Source organism: Mesorhizobium sp. WSM4884 (assembly GCF_029625675.1).
Taxonomy (GTDB): domain Bacteria; phylum Pseudomonadota; class Alphaproteobacteria; order Rhizobiales; family Rhizobiaceae; genus Mesorhizobium.
Genome location: NZ_JARTVO010000015.1, coordinates 18,146 through 39,932 on the forward strand (window position 1 = coordinate 18,146; position 21,787 = coordinate 39,932).

Annotated in this window: 20 protein-coding genes; 11 read left to right on the forward strand and 9 right to left on the reverse strand. The window is 62.4% G+C overall.

The features are described from left to right. Positions 1–7: 7 nt before the first annotated feature. On the reverse strand, positions 8–433 hold the full coding sequence (locus P9236_RS21830; RefSeq protein ID WP_278076622.1) for a hypothetical protein: 426 nt from the start codon (positions 431–433) through the stop codon (positions 8–10). Between the two features lie 247 nt (positions 434–680). Here P9236_RS21830 and P9236_RS21835 point away from each other — a divergent pair, with 247 nt between their 5' ends. Beyond that, complete coding sequence (locus tag P9236_RS21835; RefSeq protein WP_278076623.1) at positions 681–1,514, forward strand: 3-keto-5-aminohexanoate cleavage protein; 834 nt, start codon at positions 681–683, stop codon at positions 1,512–1,514. A 25-nt stretch (positions 1,515–1,539) separates the two neighbouring features. Here the strand turns inward: P9236_RS21835 and P9236_RS21840 are convergent, their stop codons facing one another. From P9236_RS21840 to P9236_RS21850, 3 genes are read right to left on the reverse strand one after another with little or no spacing between them, the layout of a single operon-like run. Then, positions 1,540–3,819 carry a xanthine dehydrogenase family protein molybdopterin-binding subunit gene (locus tag P9236_RS21840; protein WP_278076624.1) on the reverse strand — a complete coding sequence of 760 codons (2,280 nt, stop codon included), beginning with the start codon at positions 3,817–3,819 and terminating at the stop codon, positions 1,540–1,542. Positions 3,820–3,821: 2 nt separating this feature from the next. Beyond that, entirely contained in the window at positions 3,822–4,844 is a 1,023-nt protein-coding gene (locus P9236_RS21845) for a xanthine dehydrogenase family protein subunit M (RefSeq protein WP_278076625.1), read from the reverse strand. Positions 4,845–4,846: 2 nt separating this feature from the next. After that, a complete protein-coding gene (locus P9236_RS21850) occupies positions 4,847–5,467 on the reverse strand; it encodes a 2Fe-2S iron-sulfur cluster-binding protein (RefSeq protein WP_278076626.1) in 621 nt (206 codons plus the stop codon). Positions 5,468–5,798: 331 nt separating this feature from the next. Here P9236_RS21850 and P9236_RS21855 point away from each other — a divergent pair, with 331 nt between their 5' ends. The 5 genes from P9236_RS21855 to P9236_RS21875 all read left to right on the forward strand — a co-directional run bounded on the left by P9236_RS21855 (position 5,799) and on the right by P9236_RS21875 (position 10,528). Then, on the forward strand, positions 5,799–7,013 hold the full coding sequence (locus P9236_RS21855) for an HlyD family secretion protein (protein ID WP_278076628.1): 1,215 nt from the start codon (positions 5,799–5,801) through the stop codon (positions 7,011–7,013). After that, positions 7,010–8,608 (forward strand): DHA2 family efflux MFS transporter permease subunit, encoded by a 1,599-nt coding sequence (locus tag P9236_RS21860; RefSeq protein WP_278076630.1) that lies wholly within the window; start codon positions 7,010–7,012, stop codon positions 8,606–8,608. Before P9236_RS21855 ends, P9236_RS21860 begins: the two co-directional genes overlap by 4 nt. Before the next feature lie 66 nt (positions 8,609–8,674). After that, on the forward strand, positions 8,675–9,118 hold the full coding sequence (locus P9236_RS21865; protein ID WP_278076632.1) for a PPC domain-containing DNA-binding protein: 444 nt from the start codon (positions 8,675–8,677) through the stop codon (positions 9,116–9,118). Positions 9,119–9,132: 14 nt separating this feature from the next. Beyond that, positions 9,133–10,152, forward strand: coding sequence for an ATP-dependent DNA ligase (locus tag P9236_RS21870; RefSeq protein WP_278076633.1), 1,020 nt, complete (start codon positions 9,133–9,135; stop codon positions 10,150–10,152). Between the two features lie 94 nt (positions 10,153–10,246). After that, positions 10,247–10,528 carry a hypothetical protein gene (locus P9236_RS21875; RefSeq protein ID WP_278076634.1) on the forward strand — a complete coding sequence of 94 codons (282 nt, stop codon included), beginning with the start codon at positions 10,247–10,249 and terminating at the stop codon, positions 10,526–10,528. Between the two features lie 88 nt (positions 10,529–10,616). Here P9236_RS21875 and P9236_RS21880 read toward each other — a convergent pair whose 3' ends face one another. Further along, positions 10,617–10,832: a KTSC domain-containing protein gene (locus P9236_RS21880; protein ID WP_278076636.1), complete on the reverse strand. Its 216-nt coding sequence runs from the start codon at positions 10,830–10,832 to the stop codon at positions 10,617–10,619. A 113-nt stretch (positions 10,833–10,945) separates the two neighbouring features. Between P9236_RS21880 and P9236_RS21885 the strand changes: the two genes are divergently transcribed. Then, a complete protein-coding gene (locus P9236_RS21885) occupies positions 10,946–11,551 on the forward strand; it encodes an alpha-ketoglutarate-dependent dioxygenase AlkB (RefSeq protein WP_278076638.1) in 606 nt (201 codons plus the stop codon). A 12-nt stretch (positions 11,552–11,563) separates the two neighbouring features. Here the strand turns inward: P9236_RS21885 and P9236_RS21890 are convergent, their stop codons facing one another. The 4 genes from P9236_RS21890 to P9236_RS21905 form a co-directional block, all read right to left on the reverse strand. Beyond that, entirely contained in the window at positions 11,564–12,907 is a 1,344-nt protein-coding gene (locus P9236_RS21890; protein WP_278076639.1) for a sorbosone dehydrogenase family protein, read from the reverse strand. After that, on the reverse strand, positions 12,894–13,346 hold the full coding sequence (locus tag P9236_RS21895) for a DUF2231 domain-containing protein (protein WP_278076641.1): 453 nt from the start codon (positions 13,344–13,346) through the stop codon (positions 12,894–12,896). Before P9236_RS21895 ends, P9236_RS21890 begins: the two co-directional genes overlap by 14 nt. A gap of 373 nt (positions 13,347–13,719) precedes the next feature. Further along, complete coding sequence (locus P9236_RS21900; protein WP_278076642.1) at positions 13,720–15,096, reverse strand: MFS transporter; 1,377 nt, start codon at positions 15,094–15,096, stop codon at positions 13,720–13,722. A gap of 222 nt (positions 15,097–15,318) precedes the next feature. After that, the gene (locus P9236_RS21905; RefSeq protein WP_278076643.1) at positions 15,319–16,743 is read right to left on the reverse strand and encodes a hypothetical protein; all 1,425 of its coding nucleotides are present in this window, start codon (positions 16,741–16,743) and stop codon (positions 15,319–15,321) included. A 529-nt stretch (positions 16,744–17,272) separates the two neighbouring features. On the opposite strand from P9236_RS21905, the gene P9236_RS21910 reads away from it, so the two are divergent. The 4 genes from P9236_RS21910 (at position 17,273) to P9236_RS21925 (ending at position 21,622) form a co-directional block, all read left to right on the forward strand. Next, on the forward strand, positions 17,273–17,497 hold the full coding sequence (locus tag P9236_RS21910) for a hypothetical protein (protein ID WP_278076644.1): 225 nt from the start codon (positions 17,273–17,275) through the stop codon (positions 17,495–17,497). Between the two features lie 477 nt (positions 17,498–17,974). Next, positions 17,975–18,679, forward strand: a complete 705-nt coding sequence (locus P9236_RS21915; RefSeq protein WP_278076645.1) for a Crp/Fnr family transcriptional regulator — start codon at positions 17,975–17,977, stop codon at positions 18,677–18,679. A gap of 440 nt (positions 18,680–19,119) precedes the next feature. Then, positions 19,120–19,872, forward strand: a complete 753-nt coding sequence (locus P9236_RS21920; protein WP_278076646.1) for a response regulator transcription factor — start codon at positions 19,120–19,122, stop codon at positions 19,870–19,872. A gap of 331 nt (positions 19,873–20,203) precedes the next feature. Then, positions 20,204–21,622: a glutamate-1-semialdehyde 2,1-aminomutase gene (locus tag P9236_RS21925; protein ID WP_278076647.1), complete on the forward strand. Its 1,419-nt coding sequence runs from the start codon at positions 20,204–20,206 to the stop codon at positions 21,620–21,622. Positions 21,623–21,787: the final 165 nt, after the last annotated feature.

Below are 21,787 nucleotides of genomic sequence, written 5' to 3' on the forward strand. Positions count from 1 at the left end.
GTAGGCGCTATTGGGCTGCGACCGGTAGCGGCCGGCATATGGCGTGCACACCCGTAAGGCACCCGACACAATAGTCTTTGGTATTTTGCTCGACCCTTATGCCGACAGCGTAATAGCCTTCCTGACACATCGAGGGATAAGGGTTCACACCTCCACCGCTGACACCGGTGCCGTTGGCCTCATATTCCGTCGGAGACCACTTAGACAAAGACTTTTGCCAGGTCAGAAGCGGGCCGACACTCCCCTGCAAAATTGCGATTTTGGATTCGTGCTCATCGATTGTTTTTAGGCGCTGCTGGACCTCAGCACTGAGCTTTTCAACGGCGACGCCGGCCGTGAAGATAGCTGCTACGACCGCCAGTGCGGCGACAACGATCACTTTAAAGTCCGAAACCCACTTTGCAGATGTTTCAAGCTTAGCATCGACTGTCATCGCTCTCTCCTCTCATGCCGACAGAATTTCACGGACTGCTTAAGTAGGCAATCAGCCTTGCGCCCCCTCAGACCGCCTCTGACCGGGAGACAGTGCCACATGGACGGTGCCGGCACAGTTGCTCAGCCACCTCCGAGGTGAAGAAACCGATATGCACGTGAGCTAGCGATCGAGTTGTTCGTCGAGTGCTGCTATGACCGCGCTGTAGTACCGACTGGAATGGATCATAACCCGATCGAGATGGGAAATGAGAGCTGATGCGCCGCGCGAAGTCGTGATTGCCGTGGCGCCGAATGGCGGCCGGCGCACGAAGGCCGATCATCCGGCAATACCGCTGACGGCGGCCGAACTTGCGCGCACGGCCGCCGAGTGCCTGGAGGCCGGCGCGGCCATGATCCATGTGCACATACGCCGGCCTGACGGGCGCCACCTGCTCGACGCCGATGCCTACAGACAGGCCATCGCGGCGATCCGCGCGGAAGTGAGCGAGCGTCTGATAATACAGATCACCACTGAAGCGCTTGGCATCTACCGCCCGGCGGAACAGGCGGCGGTTCTAAAAGCGGTGAGGCCCGAGGCCGCCTCACTGGCGTTTCGGGAATTTGCGCCTGATGCTGCCTCGGAGCCGGCCTTCGCCGATCTGCTGGGCTGGATGAAGAAACACGGCGTGCTGCCGCAGATCATCCTCTACGATCCTTCAGAAGCCGTTCGCCTGGCCGGCATGATCAAGCGCGGCTCGGTGCCTTGGACCGACATCCCGGTCCTCTACGTGCTCGGACGCTACGCGGTTTCGCAGACCTCGCAGCCTGCGGACCTGCTGCCTTTCCTCGTGCCGGGCGTGCCGCAATTCTCCAACTGGAGCGTGTGCGCATTCGGCAAGCTTGAAGCTGCCTGCGTCGTCGCGGCCGCATTGCTGGGCGGCCATGTGCGGGTCGGCTTCGAGAACAATTTTCATTTGCCCGACGGCCGGCTGGCAGGCGGCAACGCGGCTCTGGTCGAAACGGTCGCACGCGCGGTCGAGCGGCTCGGATATGGCCTCGCCGACGCCGCCGCGGCCCGCAGGCTGTTTTGCGCGCGATGACGGCGTCGCGACAGTGCCGGCATCGTCAAGCGATAAGCTGCTCGATCCTGATCGGCAGATCGCGGATGCGCTTGCCCGTCGCATGGTAGACCGCGCTGGCAACGGCGGCGGCCGTGCCGACATTGCCCAGTTCGCCCAGGCCCTTGACACCGGCCGGATTGACGGCGTGGTCCACCTCCGGGACCAGGATCACCTGTAAATCCCTGATGTCGGCGTTGACCGGCACGAGGTAATCCTGCAGGTCGCGGTTGACGTAACGGGCATAGCGCCCGTCGACCTCGGTCGCCTCATGCAGCGCCTGGCCGATGCCCCAGATCATGCCGCCCATAAGCTGGCTGCGCGCGGTACGCGTGTTCATGATGCGGCCAGCCGCGAAGGCGCCGACGATGCGCGGCACGCGGATTTCCCTGGTGTAGCTGTTGATGCGGACTTCGACGAACTCCGCGCCGAAGGCGTATTTCACCGAATCCTCATCGTGCTCGCCGCCATGGAATTCCGGCAGGCCGGCATAGAGCTTCTTCAGCGCCCCCGGCGTCGCGCCCTTGGGGGCGAACTCGGCATATTCGTCGATCGCGCCGACCTGCATGATCTTGAAGACATCCTCGATCTTCGCCGAGGCGCCGCCCTTCGCAACGATCTTTCCAGCGGCGAAGTCCAGTTCCTCGTTGTGGGAACCGGCAAGCGGGGCGCTTTCGCCTGTCGCGGCCGCGGCAAGCTTCGTCCTGATCGCATCGCAGGCCTTGAGCACCGCCGAGCAAACGCTCGCGGTGGAAATCGAGCCGCCCGACACCGGGGCCGGCGGCAGGCTGCTGTCGCCCATTTCGACATTCACCTTGCCGATCGGGATGCCAAGACGTTCCGAAGCCATCTGGGCGGCCACGGTGCGGACGCCGGTGCCGATCTCGTGCGAGCCGCACTGCACCCTGACATCGCCGTCGGACGTCAGGCGCACACGCGCGGCACATGGCGCCGCGGCAGTCGGATAGATGGCCGTGGCACAGCCCATGCCGACCAGCCAGTCGCCCTCGCGCATCGCCCCAACTTTCGGATCCCGCTTCGCCCAGCCGAAGGCATCAGCCGCCTGTTCGTAGCACTGGATCAGCGAGCGGCTGGAGAAGGGCTTCCTCCCGATGGGTTCCGTCTTCGGCTCGTTGATGTGGCGGAACTCCACCGGGTCCATGCCGAGCGCTACCGCCATCTCGTCCATCGCGTTTTCAAGCGCGTATACGTAAGGCGTCTCCGGTGGCGAGCGCATGTAACCCGGTGTGTTGCGGTCGGCCTCGACCAGCGAGACATGGGTCAGCACCGAGCCGTAGTCGTACATGCGGCCGGTAGCCGAAGTGCCGGCGACGACGTAGGCATCCGGGCGCGACGTCACTTCCCAGCCTTCATGCGCGAAGGCGGTGATGCGTCCGTCCCTGCCCGCCCCGATCCGGATGCGATGGCGGGTTTCGGCCCGATAGGTCTGGGTGCCGAAGGCCTGCATGCGGCTCGTCACGCAACGCACCGGACGGCCGAGACGCTTGGCGGCAACGGCGACGATCGCGGTGCGTGACGTCATCGGCCCTTTCGAGCCGAACGCCCCGCCGATGAAGGGACTGAGGATGCGCACATTCGCAGGATCGATCTTCAGCTGCCGCGCAAGCTCGGACTTCCAGCCGGTGACGTTCTGCGACGGCTCATGGACGATGAGCTGATCGCCCTGCCAGAGCGCCGTTGTCGAGAACAGCTCGATTGGATTGTGATGCTGGGTCGGCGTCGAATAGCGCGCGTCGATCTTGACCGGAGCCGCGGCATAGGCGGCGTCGAAATCGCCGGCCTTCACATCCTCCTTGTGCATGGGGTTCTTTCCGGCAGCATCAACAGTCTTCGTGCCCGGACTGTCGAAGCTCGCGGTCGGCTTTTCCTCCTCATACTCGGCGCGGATCAACTGCGCCGCCTCTTCCGCCGCCTCGAATGTCTCGGCAACGGCCAAGGCGATGATCTGCCCGTCGTGGAAGATCGTGCGGTCATGCAGCGGTCCGATCGAGGTTGCACTGCCATTGCCGAACTTCGGCCTGTTGACCTTATCCATGTCGCCGTATGTCACGATATCGAGCAGGCCCGGCACCGCACGAGCCTCATCGAGATGAAGCTTGGCCACCTTGCCCTTGGCGATGCTGCTCGTTGCAAGCGCGCCATAGGCGATGTTGGCCGCCGGCAAATCAGCGGGATAGCCGGCCTGCCCGGTGACTTTCAGCCGCGCATCGATGCGTGGCAGCGGTTCGCCCATGTTCTCCTTGGGCCTTGGAGCGGCTGCGTCCATGGTCACACCTTCATGTCTCGGGTTTCGAGCAGCGCGCGCACCAGCGTTCGTTTGCCGAGCTCGATCTTGAACGCGTTGTGCCGGCGCGGTTCGGCATCGGCAAAGGCGGCGTCCGCCGCAGCACCCGCCGATGTCTCGTCGAGCTTCTTGCCTTGCAAGGCCGCCTCGGCTGTCTTGGCGCGCCAGGGCACGGTCGCCACGCCGCCGAGCGCGATGCGGGCCTCGCGGACGCTGTCGCCGTCGAGGTCGAGCGCAACCGCCGCCGAAGCCAGCGCGAAGGCGTAGGATTCGCGGTCGCGGATCTTCAGGTAACGCGAGCGCCGGGCCCAGGGGACGGCGGGCACCTCGATGGCGGTGATGATCTCGTCGGCCGCCAGATCGGTCTCGATATGCGGCGTGTCACCGGGCAGCCGATGCAGCCTGGCGAAGGGAACTTTCCGCGCTCCGCGCGAGCCCTCGGCACGAATGACGGCGTCGAGCGCGATCAAGGCCTGGGCAAAGTCGCCGTGATAGGTGGCGATGCACGCATCGCTCGCGCCCAAAACCGCATGCTGGCGGTTGAAGCCTTCCATCGCCGCGCAGCCCGAACCCGGCACGCGCTTGTTACAGGCCCAGGAGGTCTCGCGGAAATATTCGCAGCGCGTTCGCTGCAAGACGTTGCCGGCAAGGCTCGCCATGTTGCGGATCTGGCCGCTTGCCGCCAATCTCAGGCTGTCGGCAATGACGGGATAGCGGCGTTTGACTTCACCGTGGTCGGCAGCCTCTCCCATCCGCACCAAGGCGCCGAAGCGGATACCGTCGTCGCTGACCCGGATCTGCCTGAGCGCCGGCTCCTCAAGGCGGTTGAGGTCCAGCAACCGGCCGGGTTCCGCGACACCAAGCTTCATATAGTCGGCGAGATTGGTGCCGCCGGCGATGAATTGCGCGTTCGCCCGCGTCGGCTGGTCGTCGTCGGTCGTAAAGCGGGAGGCGATGGCGACCGCGGCAGAAATGTCCGCCGGCCGTTCATAGATGAAAGGGCGCATGGTCAGGCTCCCCTCGCCTGGTCACGCGCCTGGGCGATCGCCGCGACGATGTTCGGATAGGCCGCGCAGCGGCAGATGTTGCCGCTCATGAATTCGCGGATATCGTCCTCGGAGTTCGCGTGACCTTCGTTGACGCAGCCGATGGCCGACATGATCTGGCCCGGCGTGCAGTAGCCGCACTGGAAGGCGTCGTGGTCGATGAACGCCTGCTGCATCGGATGCAGCTTGCCGTCGCTCGAGGCGAGCCCTTCCACCGTCATCACTTCCTTGCCCTGGTTCATCACGGCGAAGCTTAGACAAGAGAGCACGCGTTTTCCGTCGACGAGCACGGTGCAGGCGCCGCACTGGCCGTGGTCGCAGCCCTTCTTCGTGCCGGTAAGACCGGCATGATCGCGCAGCGCATCCAGCAGACTCGTCCTTGTGTCCAGCGAAAGCTCGTAAGGCTGCTTGTTGATCCGCAGCGATACGGCGACGGCTTCCCTGAGTTTGGCATGGGTCGCGGCCGGCACTTGCGCCTTTGCGGCGGAGGTCAGCAACGGCGCGGCAGCGGCGGCCGAAACCGTACCGGTCATGAAGCTTCGTCGGCTGAGACCAGTCGCGCTCGATACGGGATTTTGGGACATGGCTCGCTCCCCTGGTTGGCTGGGTGGGCTGGCTGGGTATCAGCGCTAACCTCTCAGCCGGGGCATTGTTCCGGATTTGTCGGCTCAAAAACGGGTCACGAAAGAGTGACTCCCGCACGGCTTCCAAGGACCTGACGACGGGCCGATGCATGGGGATTGGTGTCGGGCCGGTTGTCGCGGCAAAGGAACCTTTCCGAATGCGGGAGGTTGACCTCGGCTTGGGCCGGTGATGCGCGGCGGCGCCGCGCAAGTTCCCATGCGAGTAATTCCAGTAAGTGCGCAGCGGTGACTGCCCGGAATTGCACAAGACAAAACACTTCGATCGAAAGGCATGCCGGTGGATACGAATTCTCCAGTTGCCGAACCCGTGGACGAGACGCAGCGCCCGACGCGTCGCTCCGAAAAACGACACAAAAGCCCGCAGCGCTCCGATACCCGAAGAAGAGCAGCGCCCGATGCCTCGCCGGATAAGACCGATGCGTCCCCAGAAGACGGCGGCGCGCCGCAGGACAAGCGCGGCCTGTCCGGGTCCATCAGACGACATCCCTACACCGCGGGCACCGTCCTGCTTGTCGTGCTGCTGGTTGCGGCAGGCGCGGTGGCCTGGTGGCTGAACGCGCGCAACTACGAATGGACGGACGATGCCTTCATCGATGCGCGCACGGTGACCGTCGGCGCCGAAATCGCCGGCCGCATCACGGAGGTGGCCGTCACCGACAATCAACCCGTCGAAGCGGGCGCGGTCCTGCTTCGCATCGACGACAGCGACTACCAGGCCTCGCTCAAGCAGGCTGAGGCCAGCGTGGCGGCGGCGCAGGCCGAGATCACCAATGTCGCGGCCCAGACCGAAGCGCAGAACGCCAAGATCGATGCCGCGCAAAAGCAGGTCGCCCAGGCGCAGGCGGCGCTGGAATTCGCCAAGTCGGAGGACCGGCGCGACCGCGAGCTGCTGGCCCGGGGCACCGCCACCGAGCAGCAGGCACAGCAGGCAGCGTCAACGCTCCGCCAGGACCAGGCGGCCCTCGACACGGCCACGGCGAATGCGGAGGCCGCGAAGAGCCAGCTCGCCGTGCTGCAGGCACAGGGCAAGGGCGCTGACGCCAAACTGCGGCAGGCAAGAGCGAGCGAAGACCAGGCCAGGACCACGCTCACGCGCACCACCATCGTGGCCCCAGTCGCCGGCCGGGCAACCAACATCACCGTTGCGAAAGGCACCTATGCCCAGCCCGGGCAAGTACTGATGATGTTCGTTCCGAAGGACGTCTGGGTGAAGGCGAATTTCAAGGAGACGCAGCTCGACCTGATGCGGCCGGGCCAGCCGGTCGACATCGCCATCGACGCCTATCCGGAAAAGACCTTCCATGGCCGTGTCGACAGTGTGCAGGCCGGCAGCGGCACTGCCTTCAGCCTTCTGCCCGCCGAGAATGCCACCGGCAATTTCGTCAAGGTCGTCCAGCGCGTCCCCGTGAAGATCGTCTTCGACCAGCCGCCGGACGCCTATCTCGGTCCGGGCATGTCGGTGGTGCCGACGGTCAAGGTACGATGACTGATGCAGCATTAGCCCATGCCGGCGAAAGCCGCTCCGCCGCCGGCGCGCGCAATCCCTGGCTGATCGCGATCGTCGTCTCCATCGCCACCTTCATGATGGTGCTCGACACCGCGATCGCCAATGTCGCGTTGCGCAACATTGCCGGCAGCCTGGCGGCCGGCCTGGACGAGAGCACCTGGATCATCACTACCTATCTCGTCGCCAGTTCGATCATCGTTCCAATCAGCGGCTGGCTTGCCGACGTCATCGGCCGCAAGCGTTACTACATGCTCTGCGTCGCCACCTTCACCGGCGCGTCGTTGCTTTGCGGCCTGGCGCCCAATCTCGACATGCTGATCCTGTTCCGCATCCTCCAGGGTCTTGGCGGCGGCGGCATGGCGCCGAGCGAGCAATCGATCCTCGCAGATACTTTCCCGCCCGAAAAGCGCTCGCAGGCTTTCGCGCTCTACGGCATCGCGGTCATCGTGGCGCCGACGGTAGGCCCGACGATCGGTGGATGGCTGACGGACCATTTCTCCTGGCATTGGATCTTCTTCATCAATGTGCCCTTCGGCATTCTTTCGCTGGCGCTCGTGCAATGGCTGGTGGTCGAGCCCGACGTGCTGAAACGCGAGCGCCAGGAGAGGCTGAAAGGCGGCATCAAGGTGGATTGGGTCGGCTTCATCCTAGTGACGCTGGCGCTCGGATGCCTGGAGGTATTTCTCGACGAGGGCCAGCGCAACGATTGGTTTTCATCGAGTTTCATCACCACCTTCGCCGTGATCTCCGCCATTTCGTTGCTCATCCTGATTCCGTGGGAGCTGGCACACCGCGACCCGATCGTCGACATGCGGCTGCTGTTCATGCGTCAGTTCGGCACGGCCTTCCTCGTCATGATGGCGGTAGGCGCGGCGCTGTACAGCACGACGCAGCTCCTGCCGCAGCTGCAGCAGACAGCGTTCGACTACACAGCGACGCTGTCGGGGCTTTCGATGATGCCGGGCGGCATCGCCATGCTGATGCTGATGCCGGTCTCGGGCTTCGCCTCCGGTTTCGTGCAGCCGAAATATCTGATCATGTTGGGCATGTCGGCGGTGGCTATAGCGCTCTGGCATCTGACCTCGCTGGCCCCGGATGCGACGTTCAGCTTCTTTGCCTTTGCCCGCGTCTTCCTGATGGTCGGCCTGCCCTTCCTGTTCATCCCGATCTCGACGGCGGCCTATCTCGGCCTGCCGGCGAGGAAGACCAACCAGGCTTCGGCGCTGATCAACGTTGCCCGCAACATCGGCGGCAGCATCGGCGTCTCGCTGACCAACACGGTGGTCGCGCAGCAAGCGCAGCTGCATCAATCGAACCTGACTGCCGACACCGTGCAATCATCGTCCACCTACCAGCAGATATTGCGGCAGGTCAGCGAGTATTTCACCGCGCAAGGCTCCCCTGCCGTCGAGGCGAAGGCGCAGGCGCTCGGCTGGGTCGGCCAGCTCATCGGCCGCCAGGCGACGCTGCTCGCCTATGTCGACGTCTTCCGCTACTCGGCGATCGCCACCGCGTTGCTGGTGCCGCTGGCGCTTCTTTTGCAGTCGCCCAAGCCGTCCCGTCCAGGGAAATAGCACGCTTCTGACGGAACATGCGTTGCGGGTTGCGAGTTTGCACCTAAAGGCAATGGCCGAAGCGATATGAAATCGAAGCTGATCGCAGAGACTTCTGGACAGAGAACCTTCGTGGTCGTGTTGGACCCGGGCGAGGAAGCGATCGCCGCGCTGACGACTTTTGCCGAGCAGAAAGGGATCACCGGCGCTTCGCTGACGGCGATCGGCGCGTTCGAGAAGGCGACAGTCGGCTGGTTCGACACCGGGTCGAAATCCTACCGCAAGATCACTGTCGACGAGCAGTGCGAAGTGCTGAGCGCCATCGGCGACGTTGCTGTCGACGACAATGGCAAGCAAAGCCTCCACATTCACGCGGTGCTTGGCCTCAGCGACGGAAGGACACGCGGCGGACATCTGCTGGAAGGCACTGTCCAGCCGACATTGGAAGTCACGGTGCTGGAGTCGCCTGCGCATCTGCGCCGCAGGAAGCGCAGCGAGCTGGGGATCGCGTTGATCGACCTCGAGGCTTGATATCGGGCCACGCGATGGATGAACCATTCAGCGACACATTTCCACTACCTCCTGAAGAAACACCTCCGATGGAGGCTCGAACGGCGGATGCACTGCCCGAGGACAGCGGTGTCTGGCAATATGAGCCGAAATGGGATGGGTTCCGCTGCCTCGTCTTCAAGGGCCAGGCCGCCATTGATCTAAGAGCGAAATCCGGCAAGCCGCTTGGCCGCTATTTTCCTGAGCTCACCGCGACGCTTGGTGATATCCGTGCGAAGGATTTTGTCGTCGACGGCGAGATCGTGATCGAGGTCGAAGGCCGTGCCTCCTTCAACGCACTACAGATGCGACTCCACCCCGCGGAGAGTCGGATTCGCAAGCTGAGCAGGGAGACACCGGCGCAACTGATCCTGTTCGACGTGCTCGTCTCATCGGGCGGCAAGATCCTGCTCGAAAAGCCTCTGCTGGAACGGCGGGCGGCAATCGAGCACTTCGCGGCGAAGGCAAATGCCGCTTCCTTGCAACTTTCACCGTCGACCACGAGTCTCGCGACCGCCAGGCGATGGCTGGAGGGCGCCGGGCACGGTTCAACCGATGGCGTTGTCGCCAAGATGCTGAATGAACCGTATCGACCGGGTGAGCGGGCGATGATCAAGGTCAAGCGGCTGCGGACCGCCGACTGCGTGGTAGGTGGATTCCGCTATCTGAACGGCAAACGACAAGTCGGGTCGCTGCTGCTCGGCCTCTACGACGAGCGCGGCCAGCTCAACCATGTCGGTTTCACTTCGACCATCAGCGATGACGAGCGCCCTGAGGTCACCGGCAAGCTCGAGGCATTGCGGGGCGGACTTGGCTTCACAGGCAAGGCGCCAGGCGGACCGAGTCGCTGGAGCACGAAACGCAGCGGGGAGTGGGAGCCGGTACAGCCGGAACTGGTCGTTGAGGTCCGTTTCGACCAAGTCACCGGCGGCCGTTTTCGACATGGAACCAGGTTTTTGCGCTGGCGACCGGACAAGGCGCCGCGCCAATGCACGTTCGAGCAGCTCGAGCAGTGAGCGCGCGCTCCGCTCATAATCCGCGGAACAACCCGTCGGCCTGGCGGTTCCCCCTAGAGAGAAACAGGTAAGGTCCACACCATCGGAGAGCGAGATGGAACCTCGCAACAAGCAGCGATCCAAACAGCAAGACGAGACCGAGGCCCCGGCCATCGAGCAGCAGGACTGGGATTCCTTTGAGGGCGACAAGGTGCTTCCGGACAGCGTGGTCGTGGAAGAAGGCATTCCCGACGCCAGGGAGACGGAAGACACTCCCTCCGAGGAGGACGATGACAATCCGAGCCAGAACAGCGACGAGGCCTTGCCCGACGACGAGGAGGAAGAGGTTTTGTCGCGGGATCCTTCCAAGGAGGGAGGCCGGTTCGACGAGGTCTAGCGGATCACCCGCCTGCCTGGCCGATGAAGGTTGAAGAAGATCCGATCGGCGCGGGTTGCAAAGGGCACCAGTCCCGCGGCCGGCTCGTTCAATGCCTTGATCCGTGCTCGACCAGACGGAAGCTGTACCGGTCGCGTACGAATTCGTTGAAGAACCGCCCCTTGGAGGGAGCGGCTGCGAACGCGGCGTAGGTCTCAGGCTCGACTTCCTCATAGTCATAGCGGTCGCCGCTCGGCACGAACCATACCGAAAGGATCTTCGTCGCCGGATCGTAATGGGTGTTCCGGATGGCAGTGGAAGGCATGACGGACATCCTGTTTGCCATGCGTAATTCCTGGGGCTGGCTGAGGTTCCGCCGTATCAGGCGTTGGCAGCACAAAGCCTTGCCAGAGCGGCACAATTGTCTATTTGAAAGCCATGCCGTCAACGAAATCGAGGACCGCGGCTCAGCTCCGCCAGGGCGATCTTTTCGGCGCCAAAGACAGCTTGCCGGAGGGATTCCACTACCGACCGGAGCTGATCACGCGCGGCGAAGAAAGCGATCTGGTCCGCCATATCGGCTCCCTGCCGTTCAAGCCCTTCGACTTTCACGGCCATCTTGCCAACAGGCAGGTCGTCGGCTTCGGGCTGCGTTACGACTACGATCGCCGCGAGGTCGTGGAAGCACCGGCCATGCCCGACTTCCTGCTGCCGCTCCGCGACAAGGTCGCCGCCTTCGCCGGCCGACCCGCGTCCGAGTTCTCACAGGTGCTGATCAACGAATACCGGCCCGGCGCCGGCATCGGCTGGCATCGCGACAAGCCATATTTCGAGCTCGTCGCCGGCGTCTCCCTGCTGGCGTCCTGCAGCTTCCGGCTACGCCGCAGGAACGGCGTGACGTGGGACCGCGAGACGATCGAGGTCGAGCCAAGATCCGTCTATCTCATGGCCGGTCCGGCGCGCAACGAATGGGAGCACAGTATTCCGCCGCTCGCCCAGCACCGCTACTCGGTCACATTTCGGACGTTGCGGCCTAAGCTCTGAGCGGGCGTCGGCTCACGCTCCCGGCGACGCCGACGTCACCCGCCACACCGTGTTGCCGACGTCGTCGGCTATGAGCAGCGCGCCAGATCTATCGACGGCCACGCCGACCGGTCTGCCTCGCGCCTCGCCCCTGTCGTTGAGGAAGCCGGTCACCACGTCTTGCGCCATTCCGTTCGGGTGCCCGCCGCTGAACGGCACGAACACGACCTTGTAGCCGTTGAAGCGCTGGCGGTCCCAACTGCCATGTTCGCCGACGAAGGCGCCACCGCGATAGCTCCGCGGCAGGCTGTTGGCGGTGTAGAAGGCCAGCCCCAGCGGCGCGACATGCGAGCTCAGCGCATAGTCCGGCGGGATCGCCTTTGCCACCATGTCCGGGCGCTGCGGCATGACGCGCGGATCGACATGCTGGCCGTAGTAACTGTAGGGCCAGCCATAAAAGGCGCCGTCTTTCACCGACGTCATGTAGTCCGGCACGAGATTTGGTCCGAGCTCGTCGCGTTCGTTGACCACCGTCCAGAGTGCTTTGCTTTCAGGTTCGAACGTCAGGCCGTTCGGATTGCGCAGCCCGCTGGCGAAGATGCGCGAGCGTCCCGTTGCACGATCGACCTCCCAGATCGCCGCACGGTCCTTTTCGGCCTGGATGCCATTTTCGGTGATGTTGCTGTTCGAGCCGACGCCGACATAAAGCAGGGATCCGTCCGGGCTCGCGACGAGGCTTTTCGTCCAGTGATGATCGATCGGACCGCCCGGTAGCTCCGTAAGCACCTTGCCCGGCGCAGTGATCGTGGTGTCGCCCGGCTGGTACGGATAGCGCATGATCGCATCCGTATTGGCAACGTAAAGGTCGTTGCCGACCAGCGCGACGCCGAAGGGCGAGTTGAGATGGTCGAGGAAAACGCCCTGATATTCAGGCTTGCCGTCGCCGTTGGTGTCGCGCAGCAGCGTAATGCGGTTGCTCGGCCCGGTGTCGCCGCCGGAGGTGACCCATGACTCGACCCAGTCCATCACGATGTCCTTCGGCCGTTTGACCGATCCCTCGGTCGGCGCCGTGGACTCCACGACCAGAATATCGCCATTGGGCAGCATGTAGAGCGAGCGCGGATGCTGCAGGCCCTTCGCCAGCGCCTGGATCTGCAAGCCCTGCGCGACCGTCGGTTTCTCGTCGTTCTTCCAGCCGACCACCGAGGCCAGATGCATCGGCGGGAAGAAATACTGATTTATTTCAGGGAGCCTCGGGTTCGCGCCGATCTGCTCATTGGGATCGGTATTGTCATTGCTGCAGCCCGCAATAACCAAGGCGGATGCGCACGACAGAGCCGCCATTGTCCGCGTGATGGATCCATCAAGTCGTCTCATCGGCTACTCCCACGTGATGGCGATAGACCAGCGCCCAGCCGAGCCAGCCGGTGAACAGCAGGATGATTACGACCAGCGCCGACAGGATCAGCCCCGTCGGCACAACAGATGTCCATGCATCGCGCGTATGGATGAGCATGTTGAAGAAGGCCAGGACGAGAGCCACGAAATTGCCGGCCATGTGCAGCCAAGCGGTCGGCTGTTCGCGTATCTGCCGTCCCCCAGTAAAGTCCACGAGCCCAACAACAGCTGCCAGAATCCCGACAATGACGCCGACCGTAACGAGCCAGGCCGAGAAGTTGGCCCATGTCATTTCGGCGGTTCGCCAGTAGACTATGTCCGTCAGCAGAGTGCCGACAAAGCAGGCTATCGGGATCGTGACCAGCATGGGGTGGATAGGGTGGCCGGCTATGCTTGCCGTTGATCTCGGATTTTCCATGCGGAAGCTCCTTTCCGCAAACTCAACAAGGCAAACAGGCTAATGTTCCGCTAGGAATTGCCGCGGTCACCAGAAGGTGAACGAGTCCGCTTTCCATGTCGCTCGGCCAGGAGATCGGCCGCTGTGCGCGGGCAGGTCATGATCCTGAAACCGGTTGCGTATCATCCGATCGCGGTGCAGCTCACCAAATCGCGTGCATGCCTGGAACCGCAGGATCGACCCTCGTGAGGCAGACCGGCAGGCGGCTTCAACGGCTGGTGAATGCAGATTCGGGAGTTCTCCCGCGATAGACGTACCGCTCCCCTTATCTTGGGTCATGGTAACGCTCATCCGGCGCGACACTTTTTTCGCAGGTCACGATATTGCCCATCCGTCAGACATGCGTGCTCTTGATTTCAAACAGCATCGCGGCAGCGCTGACCGCGAGCAGAACCACCGAGATGACGAGCGATATATGCATGCCGGGCAGGAGACCGTGCACGCCGATCATCGATCCGAACAGCGCGACGCCGAGCACGCTGCCGATCTGCCGCATCGAATTCAGGACACCGGAGGCGATACCGGAACGCGATCGTTCGACGCTTGCGAGCAGCATCGAGGTCAGCGGCGGCACAAGCAGGCCGAGTCCGCCGCCCAAGACGACAAACTGACCGACGAGGCGGACATAAGGCGTGCCCTGCCCGGTTCCCAGCAGCGCTAGGCAGGCGAGCGCCATCGTTGCGGATCCTGCCACGACGGTGATCGGCGGGCCGATGACGGGGCTGATGCGCGGCACGACGAGGTTCGCGATCAGCACCGCGCCGACCATCGGCACGAAAGCCATGCCTGTCCACAACGGCGACCAACCGTTGATTTCCCGGAAATAGAGGCTGAACACGAAGAGCAGCCCGTAGAAGGCGATGTTGATCAGCAGTCCGACGGCGGAAGTCGAGCTGAACGCCCGGCGGCGGAACAGGGACAGCGGCAGCATCGGCTGCTCAGCTCTCCATTCGATTGCCACAAACGCGGTGATGGAAAGGATGGCAATGAAGAAGGCCGCGAGCACGAAGCCGTTTGTCCAGCCGAGCTTGCCTCCTTCGATGATCGCTCCGGCAAGGCATGCCAAGGCCACGATGCCGGTCAACTGGCCGGCGGAATCGAGATGGCGCTGACGCGAGGCGGACGTCTCCATAGTGTATCGCCAGGTTAGCCAGATCGCGGCCAGACCGAGCGGGACGTTGACCAGGAAAATGCTGCGCCAGCTCGAGATGGCTATGAGCGCGCCTCCGATCAGCGGCCCCGCCGTGAGCGCCACGCTTGCCCCGGCCGCCCACATCGCAACGGCCCATCCACGCTCCTCTTTGTCGGAATAAGTGTGATTGAGCAGCGCAAGCGAATTCGGCACCAGAACGGCCGCGCCGACCCCCCGGACCGCGCGCGCCGCGATCAGCACACCCAATGACGGCGCCAACGCGCATGCCAGCGAAGCAACCGTGAAGATCGCAAAACCAGTGGCGAAGACCCGCTTGGCACCCATGCGGTCGCCCAGCGCGCCTGCGGTCAGGATCAGCGCGGCAAAGGCAGTCGTGTAGGCGGTCACCACCCACTGCAGCGCGGCGACTCCGCCGCCGAACGAGCGACCGATACTGTCGATGGCGACGTTGACGATGGTGATATCGAGCTGCACCACGCCGTAGCCAAGGCTCATTGCGGCGAGCGTCAGGTGCTTGCGCAGAGCGCGCGTCGCAGCGACCGGATGCATAGCGATCATGCGATCCTCCTGAGCGATTGGGCGATTGACGACGCCGACCGTGGCTTTGATGCGATCCGGCCCAAGCCGGTAACCCACCCAGCGTCGTGGCAAAAAACCGGCTCGGGCGGTGCCTTGCCGATCCTGTAGGCGAAATAATAGGGCGAATGATCGGATGACTAGGGGGCGATGCCACCGCCGGCCAGGAACCGCCAGAAGATGCTCGCGACGACGCGGCGCGGTTCAAATCGCTTGCGTAAGCAACCGATGTTGGGTTTGCCGCAATACCGTGACGGTGCGCCGCGCGCGGGCCTTCGTGGCGGCAACGGCGGCGAACGCTATGAAGAAGAGAATGCCCGGATCGGCGCTGCCGGCCGACACCGAGTTGGCGATTATGCTGGCGAGGGCAGCGTTCCTGACGCTCAGCACGACGGCGTCGGTCTCCGGGTCCAGGCGCTCCCGCGCCCGGCCAACCCCGCTGACAAGGACGGCGACCAGGATCGCCACCATCAGTGATCCAAACAGGCCGAGCTGGGACAGGACCGCGATCGGCCAGCTCGAGGCCCTCGAGCTGCCGAAACCGACCCCGAGACCACTGGTGTCCAGGAAGGACTGCAGGCTCTTGACGTTCCAATAGGTTCGCTCCTCACCGGAGGAGGAATTGGCCTTGTTGATGATGGTCGAGTTGATCAACCTGATGAAGGGATCCAAGGCGCCGGCGTCATAGAGACTGACGCCCAAGACGGTGACCACGCCGAATGCCACAATAGCGAATATGAGTATCTCCTGGCGCTCGAACCGCCCGCTCAGAACCGAGGCCGACATTGAGAAGGCCACGGGGATGCAGAGGGCCATCAGACCGACATAGGCGGTCGAAGACGTCGACAGGAGGGTCAGAAACAGCAAGATGCCTGCCAGCCACTGGGCAAGGCTCGATTTGGTTTTTCTCCAGTAGGTGTAGCAGAACGCCAGACAGGAGAGGGACGCGCCGGCGAAGGAAGAGGCCTCGGAGAAGGCGCCCGTGATCCGCGAGAACCCTGCCTCGACCGAATCCGTCAGGAGGGCATAACTCGCGGTCCTGATCGGAGCCAGCAGGTCGCCTGCTCCCGCGAATTTGCCGAAGAAATCGATCAGTCCCATGCCCGCGTGGAGACCGCACCAGAGGAAAAATCCACGGCGTAGCTGGTCGATCCTGTCGGAGTGCAAAAGCAGCATGCAAAGCGCAATGGCGGTGAGGCCGCCAAGAATGAAATAGCCCGTCTGCGACGTGTTCGCCGAGACCGGAGCCAAGGAAGCTTCGACGACCGCACCCCGGGTTTTCGACTGAACGAAGACGACAGTCTGTCCTGCGAAGAGTCTTGGAAGCAGCCACGCCCCAATGATCGCATAGGTCATGAGGCTCGTGAGGATCCAGATCGAGCGAATGCTCCCGAACACGCTTCCAAGCTCGAGCCAGATGTAACGCCTCGCAGTCACGGCTGTCACGAGCAGCGCCGCGAACAAGGTATAGATGAGAGGGGTGGATCCGCCGAGCGAAGTAAGAGTCATGGCGGCCGTCGAACCAAATGCCAGGGATACCATCAGGCCGACAATCAAGATGCCGCGGGAATAGTAGGCGACAATCAGGACAGCGGCGCACACTGCCAGTCCCGGAATCGAGAACTGCATCGTCGCACGGCCTTTCTCGTACAGGTCGCCCTCTGGATGCCCATAAGCACCGAGAGGCGGTGTCTCGCCTTGCATACTTCGGCAGACGGGTGTCCCGGACAAGGGAGCCAAAGGACGTAGCCGAACATCCCACAGCGGTAGGGTGCCGGCAGATACGCCTTCCGAACGAACCGGTGGAGGGTCGACCCGGCGGTACGCATTAAAGCTTAAGCACGGCGGAGGTGCTGGAGACCCCGGCACAATGTAAGCTCGTTTCCTGCTCGGATCGGACGTCTGGATACCAGTGCTGAATGTTGCTTTGCCAAAAGCCGCGAGGAGCTAGCCAACGAAACCGAGCGCGTTGGTTTGCCCGTCATGACAGGCTGCCGCCCAAAGTGGCCGCTTCATCGCGTGCGCAGGCGCCGCGATGCCGATATAGATCGCCGCCTCCGGGTGGCTGGACTATTCGACGGTGGTCGCGATCGCGCATTCGTAATTCTGGCACAGGCGGTGGATTGGTTGGCGTACCAGCGCGAGAAGGAGGAGCGGTATGACCAGGCGGATCAGGCGAGGGGCGTTGGGAGCCAAAGAGGCCAAGCAGCTCAAGGAAGTTTACGACCGGGCCCGGGCCGTTCAAGCCAAATACGCGGAGTCCCACCTCGCGGGCCGGGCGGCAAAAACGCTTGTCGATGCTTTCGAAGCCGCCGGCCATCCCGAAGATACGGCTGTCGATCCGCAATGGCTGAGCAAGGCCGCCCCCAAGGGAAATGCGTGAAAACATCATATATTCGAAAGCCGCGGCGGCGCCCTAAAGCGCGTCGCGGTCTTTCGGATTTCGCTCCATGCGCTTTAGGTTCTGATTTTACCATGTCCTTTTCGCGAAACCGATTCCCACTTTCGGGAGACATGCTCTAGGTCTCTCCTGCCAGCCTCGCATTCTCGGGCCTTGTCGGGCAAACCTAGCTGCAACTTCGGCAACCGGCGGAAAGGCATGCCCGCAAAATGCGGAGGCCAGGTAAATGCTGCCTCGCCTGACAGGCCCCGGCGCAAACACCGGTCTTCGATTTTTTCCCATCGCAGGAGCTCGATACGGAACTTTGAAGTCGGTCGCGACGTTATTGGCAGTTGGAGAAGGGTTCCTTTCCATCGGGCATAGCAACTGAAGTCGGCTCACTGTGAAGCCGCTCACATCTGGCTTTCAAGAAGCAACTATTGTAGGTTGTGTTAAAGTTGGAGAAACTGGCGGGTCTCCATGCAGACACTGTCGCAGTTCATAGGCCCACGTCCGCTTGGGGGGACGTGGTCGAAGGTCGAGTGGGGCAACAACGATTTTCTCGGTGTGGCCGCAAGAGCCTATAAACCCCATTCGATCGTGTGTCGCCAGGATGACGACGACGACACGATCTTCATCGTGAAGTCGGGCTGGACCCTGCTTTGCCGCGGCCTGCCGGACGGAGAACGGCAGATCATCGACACTCCTCTTTGGGGAGACATAGTCGGCTTCCGTTCCGCGGACGGGCCTCGCTTCGCTTCGCTGGTCTCCATAACCGACGTCACTGTTTATCCAATACCAAGGAAAGCGCTGGTCGAGAGCATCTCGTCCGAGGGTAACTTCGGCAGCAAGATTGCCCACTCGTTGGCGCGGATGAACGCCATCCTTGCCGAGCATCTGGTGAATGTCGGGCGACGCAACGCAATGAGCCGGATCGCCCATTTCCTGCTCGAGTTGGAGGAACGGCTGTCCAAAGTCGGCCTGTCGGCTCACGGGAGATATGATTGTCCCCTCACTCAGAACGAACTGGCGGACATCCTCGGAATGACCCCCGTTCACGTGAACCGGACACTGCGGGAGCTCCGCAGGGCCGATCTCGTCTCGTTCAAGACCGGCCGTGTCGAGATACTCAACCGCAAGAACCTCGTCAAATTGGCCGGGTTCGAGAAAGAGTACCTCGGCTAGAGCATTTCACCGTTTCACGGAAACGGCGAACCGCTCTATCTCTTGGTTTTGACGCAATTCCGGACGGAAGGCTGCGGCGAAGTCGCCGAGCCCGACCGTTTCACACTTTTCCTGGAATTGCTCTAGATTTCTCTTTGCGGATCCAACCATGCTGTCGTGATGCCTCCCGCCTTCAGGCGGCAGCATGGCTGCGTGCCTGCAACCAGCGGCGCAGCTTCCCTAAAATCGGAAATTTACGAAAAATTAACCTAGGTTAGCGACCCCTAATAATTCGGTCCTAGAGTAACGTTAGCCGTTCTTCGCTGGGGTAGGCGCGGAACTGCCATGGGTGTCAGAATGAAGCGATCCAGCTCAAGGGCGGGCGGGGTCACTTTTCCACATTCTAGAACAAGGGGTAATCGGCCGCCGGAGGCGGCTCGTGTGCAAAAAGGGTGGGTAGTATGAGTTCAACAGTGGGACTGGTTAATTACACCTCGATAAATCAGCCAAGAATTCCGATCAGCGGAACTGAAAGTGCTCCTCAAAGGGAATGCCTCCTCATATTGGATGGAAGGGCCTTGGACCGAGAATGTCTTGCATCGGCCCTCGTAGACCACGAACTCGGCATGGCGGTCGTGGCCATGGGTTCAATCGAAGAATGGCGCATGAAGAAGAGTTCGGTACCTCCCCTGGTCGCCATACTCTTCAACCTTGGCGGCCGGAAGATCACCGATCATGCCACGGCGGACGAGATCAGGCGGATATCGTCTGAGTTCAAATCGATCCCCGTGGTCGTCCTGGCCGACAATGAAGACCTCGCGCAGATACTGGCAGCTCTCGAATATGGCGCGCGAGGCTACATTCCGACTTCGGTCGGTATCGACGTGTGTGTCGAAGCGATCAACCTGGCGGCAGCCGGCGGCATCTTTGTCCCGGCAAGCAGCGTTCTTTCCATGCGTCATCTGATCGACTCCGACAGCCGCGACACGCAGCCTTTGTCGAGAATGTTCACGCAGAGGCAGACCGAGGTCGCCCAGGCACTCCGGCGCGGGAAGGCGAACAAGATCATCGCCTACGAACTGAACCTGCGTGAGAGCACAGTGAAGGTGCATATTCGAAACATCATGAAGAAACTGAAGGCAACCAACCGCACGGAAGTCGCCTACAAGGTCAACGATCTCTTCGCGGAAGGAGTTGCCGCGGAGCGACCTTAAACGCTGAAACGGCCCGCCCTCGCGGGCCGTATCTATTGCTTCGACTGAAGTAAGTACCGGGCCCTCCGTTGCCTTTGCGGCAGCGGAGGCCTCCAAGACAGACTGCCCGGCTTGGTCCGAGCTTCCCGACAATTGAAGCCGCTGGTGGTGTCAAGTTGGAACAGCGCGCCAGAGTTCGCTGCGTCCGCTCGGTGCGTCAAAAATGCTGCTCCGCCGCTCTGTCACCGATAGTACGAAGCTATCCGCCATAAGTGCTAACCGATGATCTTATGGAGAACGCGAAATCCCGGGCCGAACATGTAGATACTTTGTCGGAATGGAGTTTTCGCGCATGTCTGAGCAAGGTCTTCGTTTTCCAAGATCCGTCCGGCTACAGGGGCGCAGCCACCAACTGATCCCCGGCGGATGTCACACCTACGCAAAAGGGGAGGACCAGTATCCTGTCCTCGCTCCGGGTTTCATCGAGCGCGGCCGGGGTTGCCGTGTCTGGGACGTCGACGGCCACGAATACATCGAATACGGCATGGGCAATCGTGCCGTCGGGCTGGGGCACGCTTACCCGAGCGTGCTGAGCGCCGTGGAAGCCGCCCTTGTCGGCGGCTGCAATTTCACGCGACCCGCGAAGATCGAAGTCGACTGCGCCGAGACGTTCCTGGAACTGATCGGTGCGCAGATGGTAAAATTCTGCAAGGATGGGTCGGATGCCACTTCGGGCGCGGTTCGCCTTGCCCGCGCCTACACGGGCCGCGATCTCGTTGCCTGCTGCGCCGACCACCCCTTCTTTTCGACCGACGATTGGTTCATTGGAACCACGCCGATGAATGCGGGAATTCCGGAGGCGGTCCAGAAGCTGACCGTCACCTTCCGCTACAACGATATCGCCAGCGTCAAAGATCTCTTTGAGAGATATCCGGGCAAGTTGGCAGCGTTGATCCTCGAGCCGTCCCGCGGCGACGATCCTGAGAACGGGTTCTTGCACGAGGTGCAACGTCTCTGCAGGGAAAATGGCGCGCTGCTCATTCTCGACGAGATGATCACCGGCTTCAGGTGGCATGCGGCCGGGGCGCAGAAACTGTACGGGATCGAGCCAGACCTGTCGACATTCGGCAAGGCACTCGGCAACGGGTTTTCCGTCTCCGCTCTGGCGGGGAAACGCGAATACATGCGTCTCGGCGGCCTGGAGCAAACGGACCGTCCAAGGGTGTTTCTGCTGTCGACCACGCATGGCGCAGAGACGCATGCGCTCGCGGCAGCGATCGCAACCATGCAGGTCTACCAGAACGAGCCCGTGATCGAGCACCTTTATGCCCAGGGAACAAAACTGAGGGAAGGGATCGAACAGGCCGCCAGACAGCATGGAGTGGATCAGCACTTCAAGGTCACCGGTCGTCCTTGCTGCCTGGCATTTGCCACACTCGATCTCGACGGCAAACCGTCGCAGACCTACCGCTCGCTGTTCCTGCAGGAGACGATCAGGCGTGGGGTGCTCATGCCGTCCCTGGTCGTCAGCTACACGCACGACGACGACGCCGTCATGAAGACTATCGAGGCTGTCGACGGAGCCTTGGCGGTCTATGCGCGGGCACTGGATTCGGGAGCGGACCATTTGTTGGTCGGGCGTCCCTCGCGGGTCGTGTTCCGCCGCTACAACAGCGGCGACGAGCGGGCCGAAGTGATCGCGGAGAGTTCCGAAATCGCGAGAGGCGCGATAGAGAGGCGATCGGAAAGCCGGCTCGCAGCGACTGCTTGACTGACCAAAGACGTTTTAGATAGGGCGGTCTTGCCGGACCAAAGCGCGTCGCAATCTTTCAGATTCGCTCCATGCGCTTTAAGTTTTGATCTTACGCATGTCTTTATCCCGAAACCGGGTCCCGCTTTCGGGAGACATGCACTAACGGTCCCTGCGACGAACGGC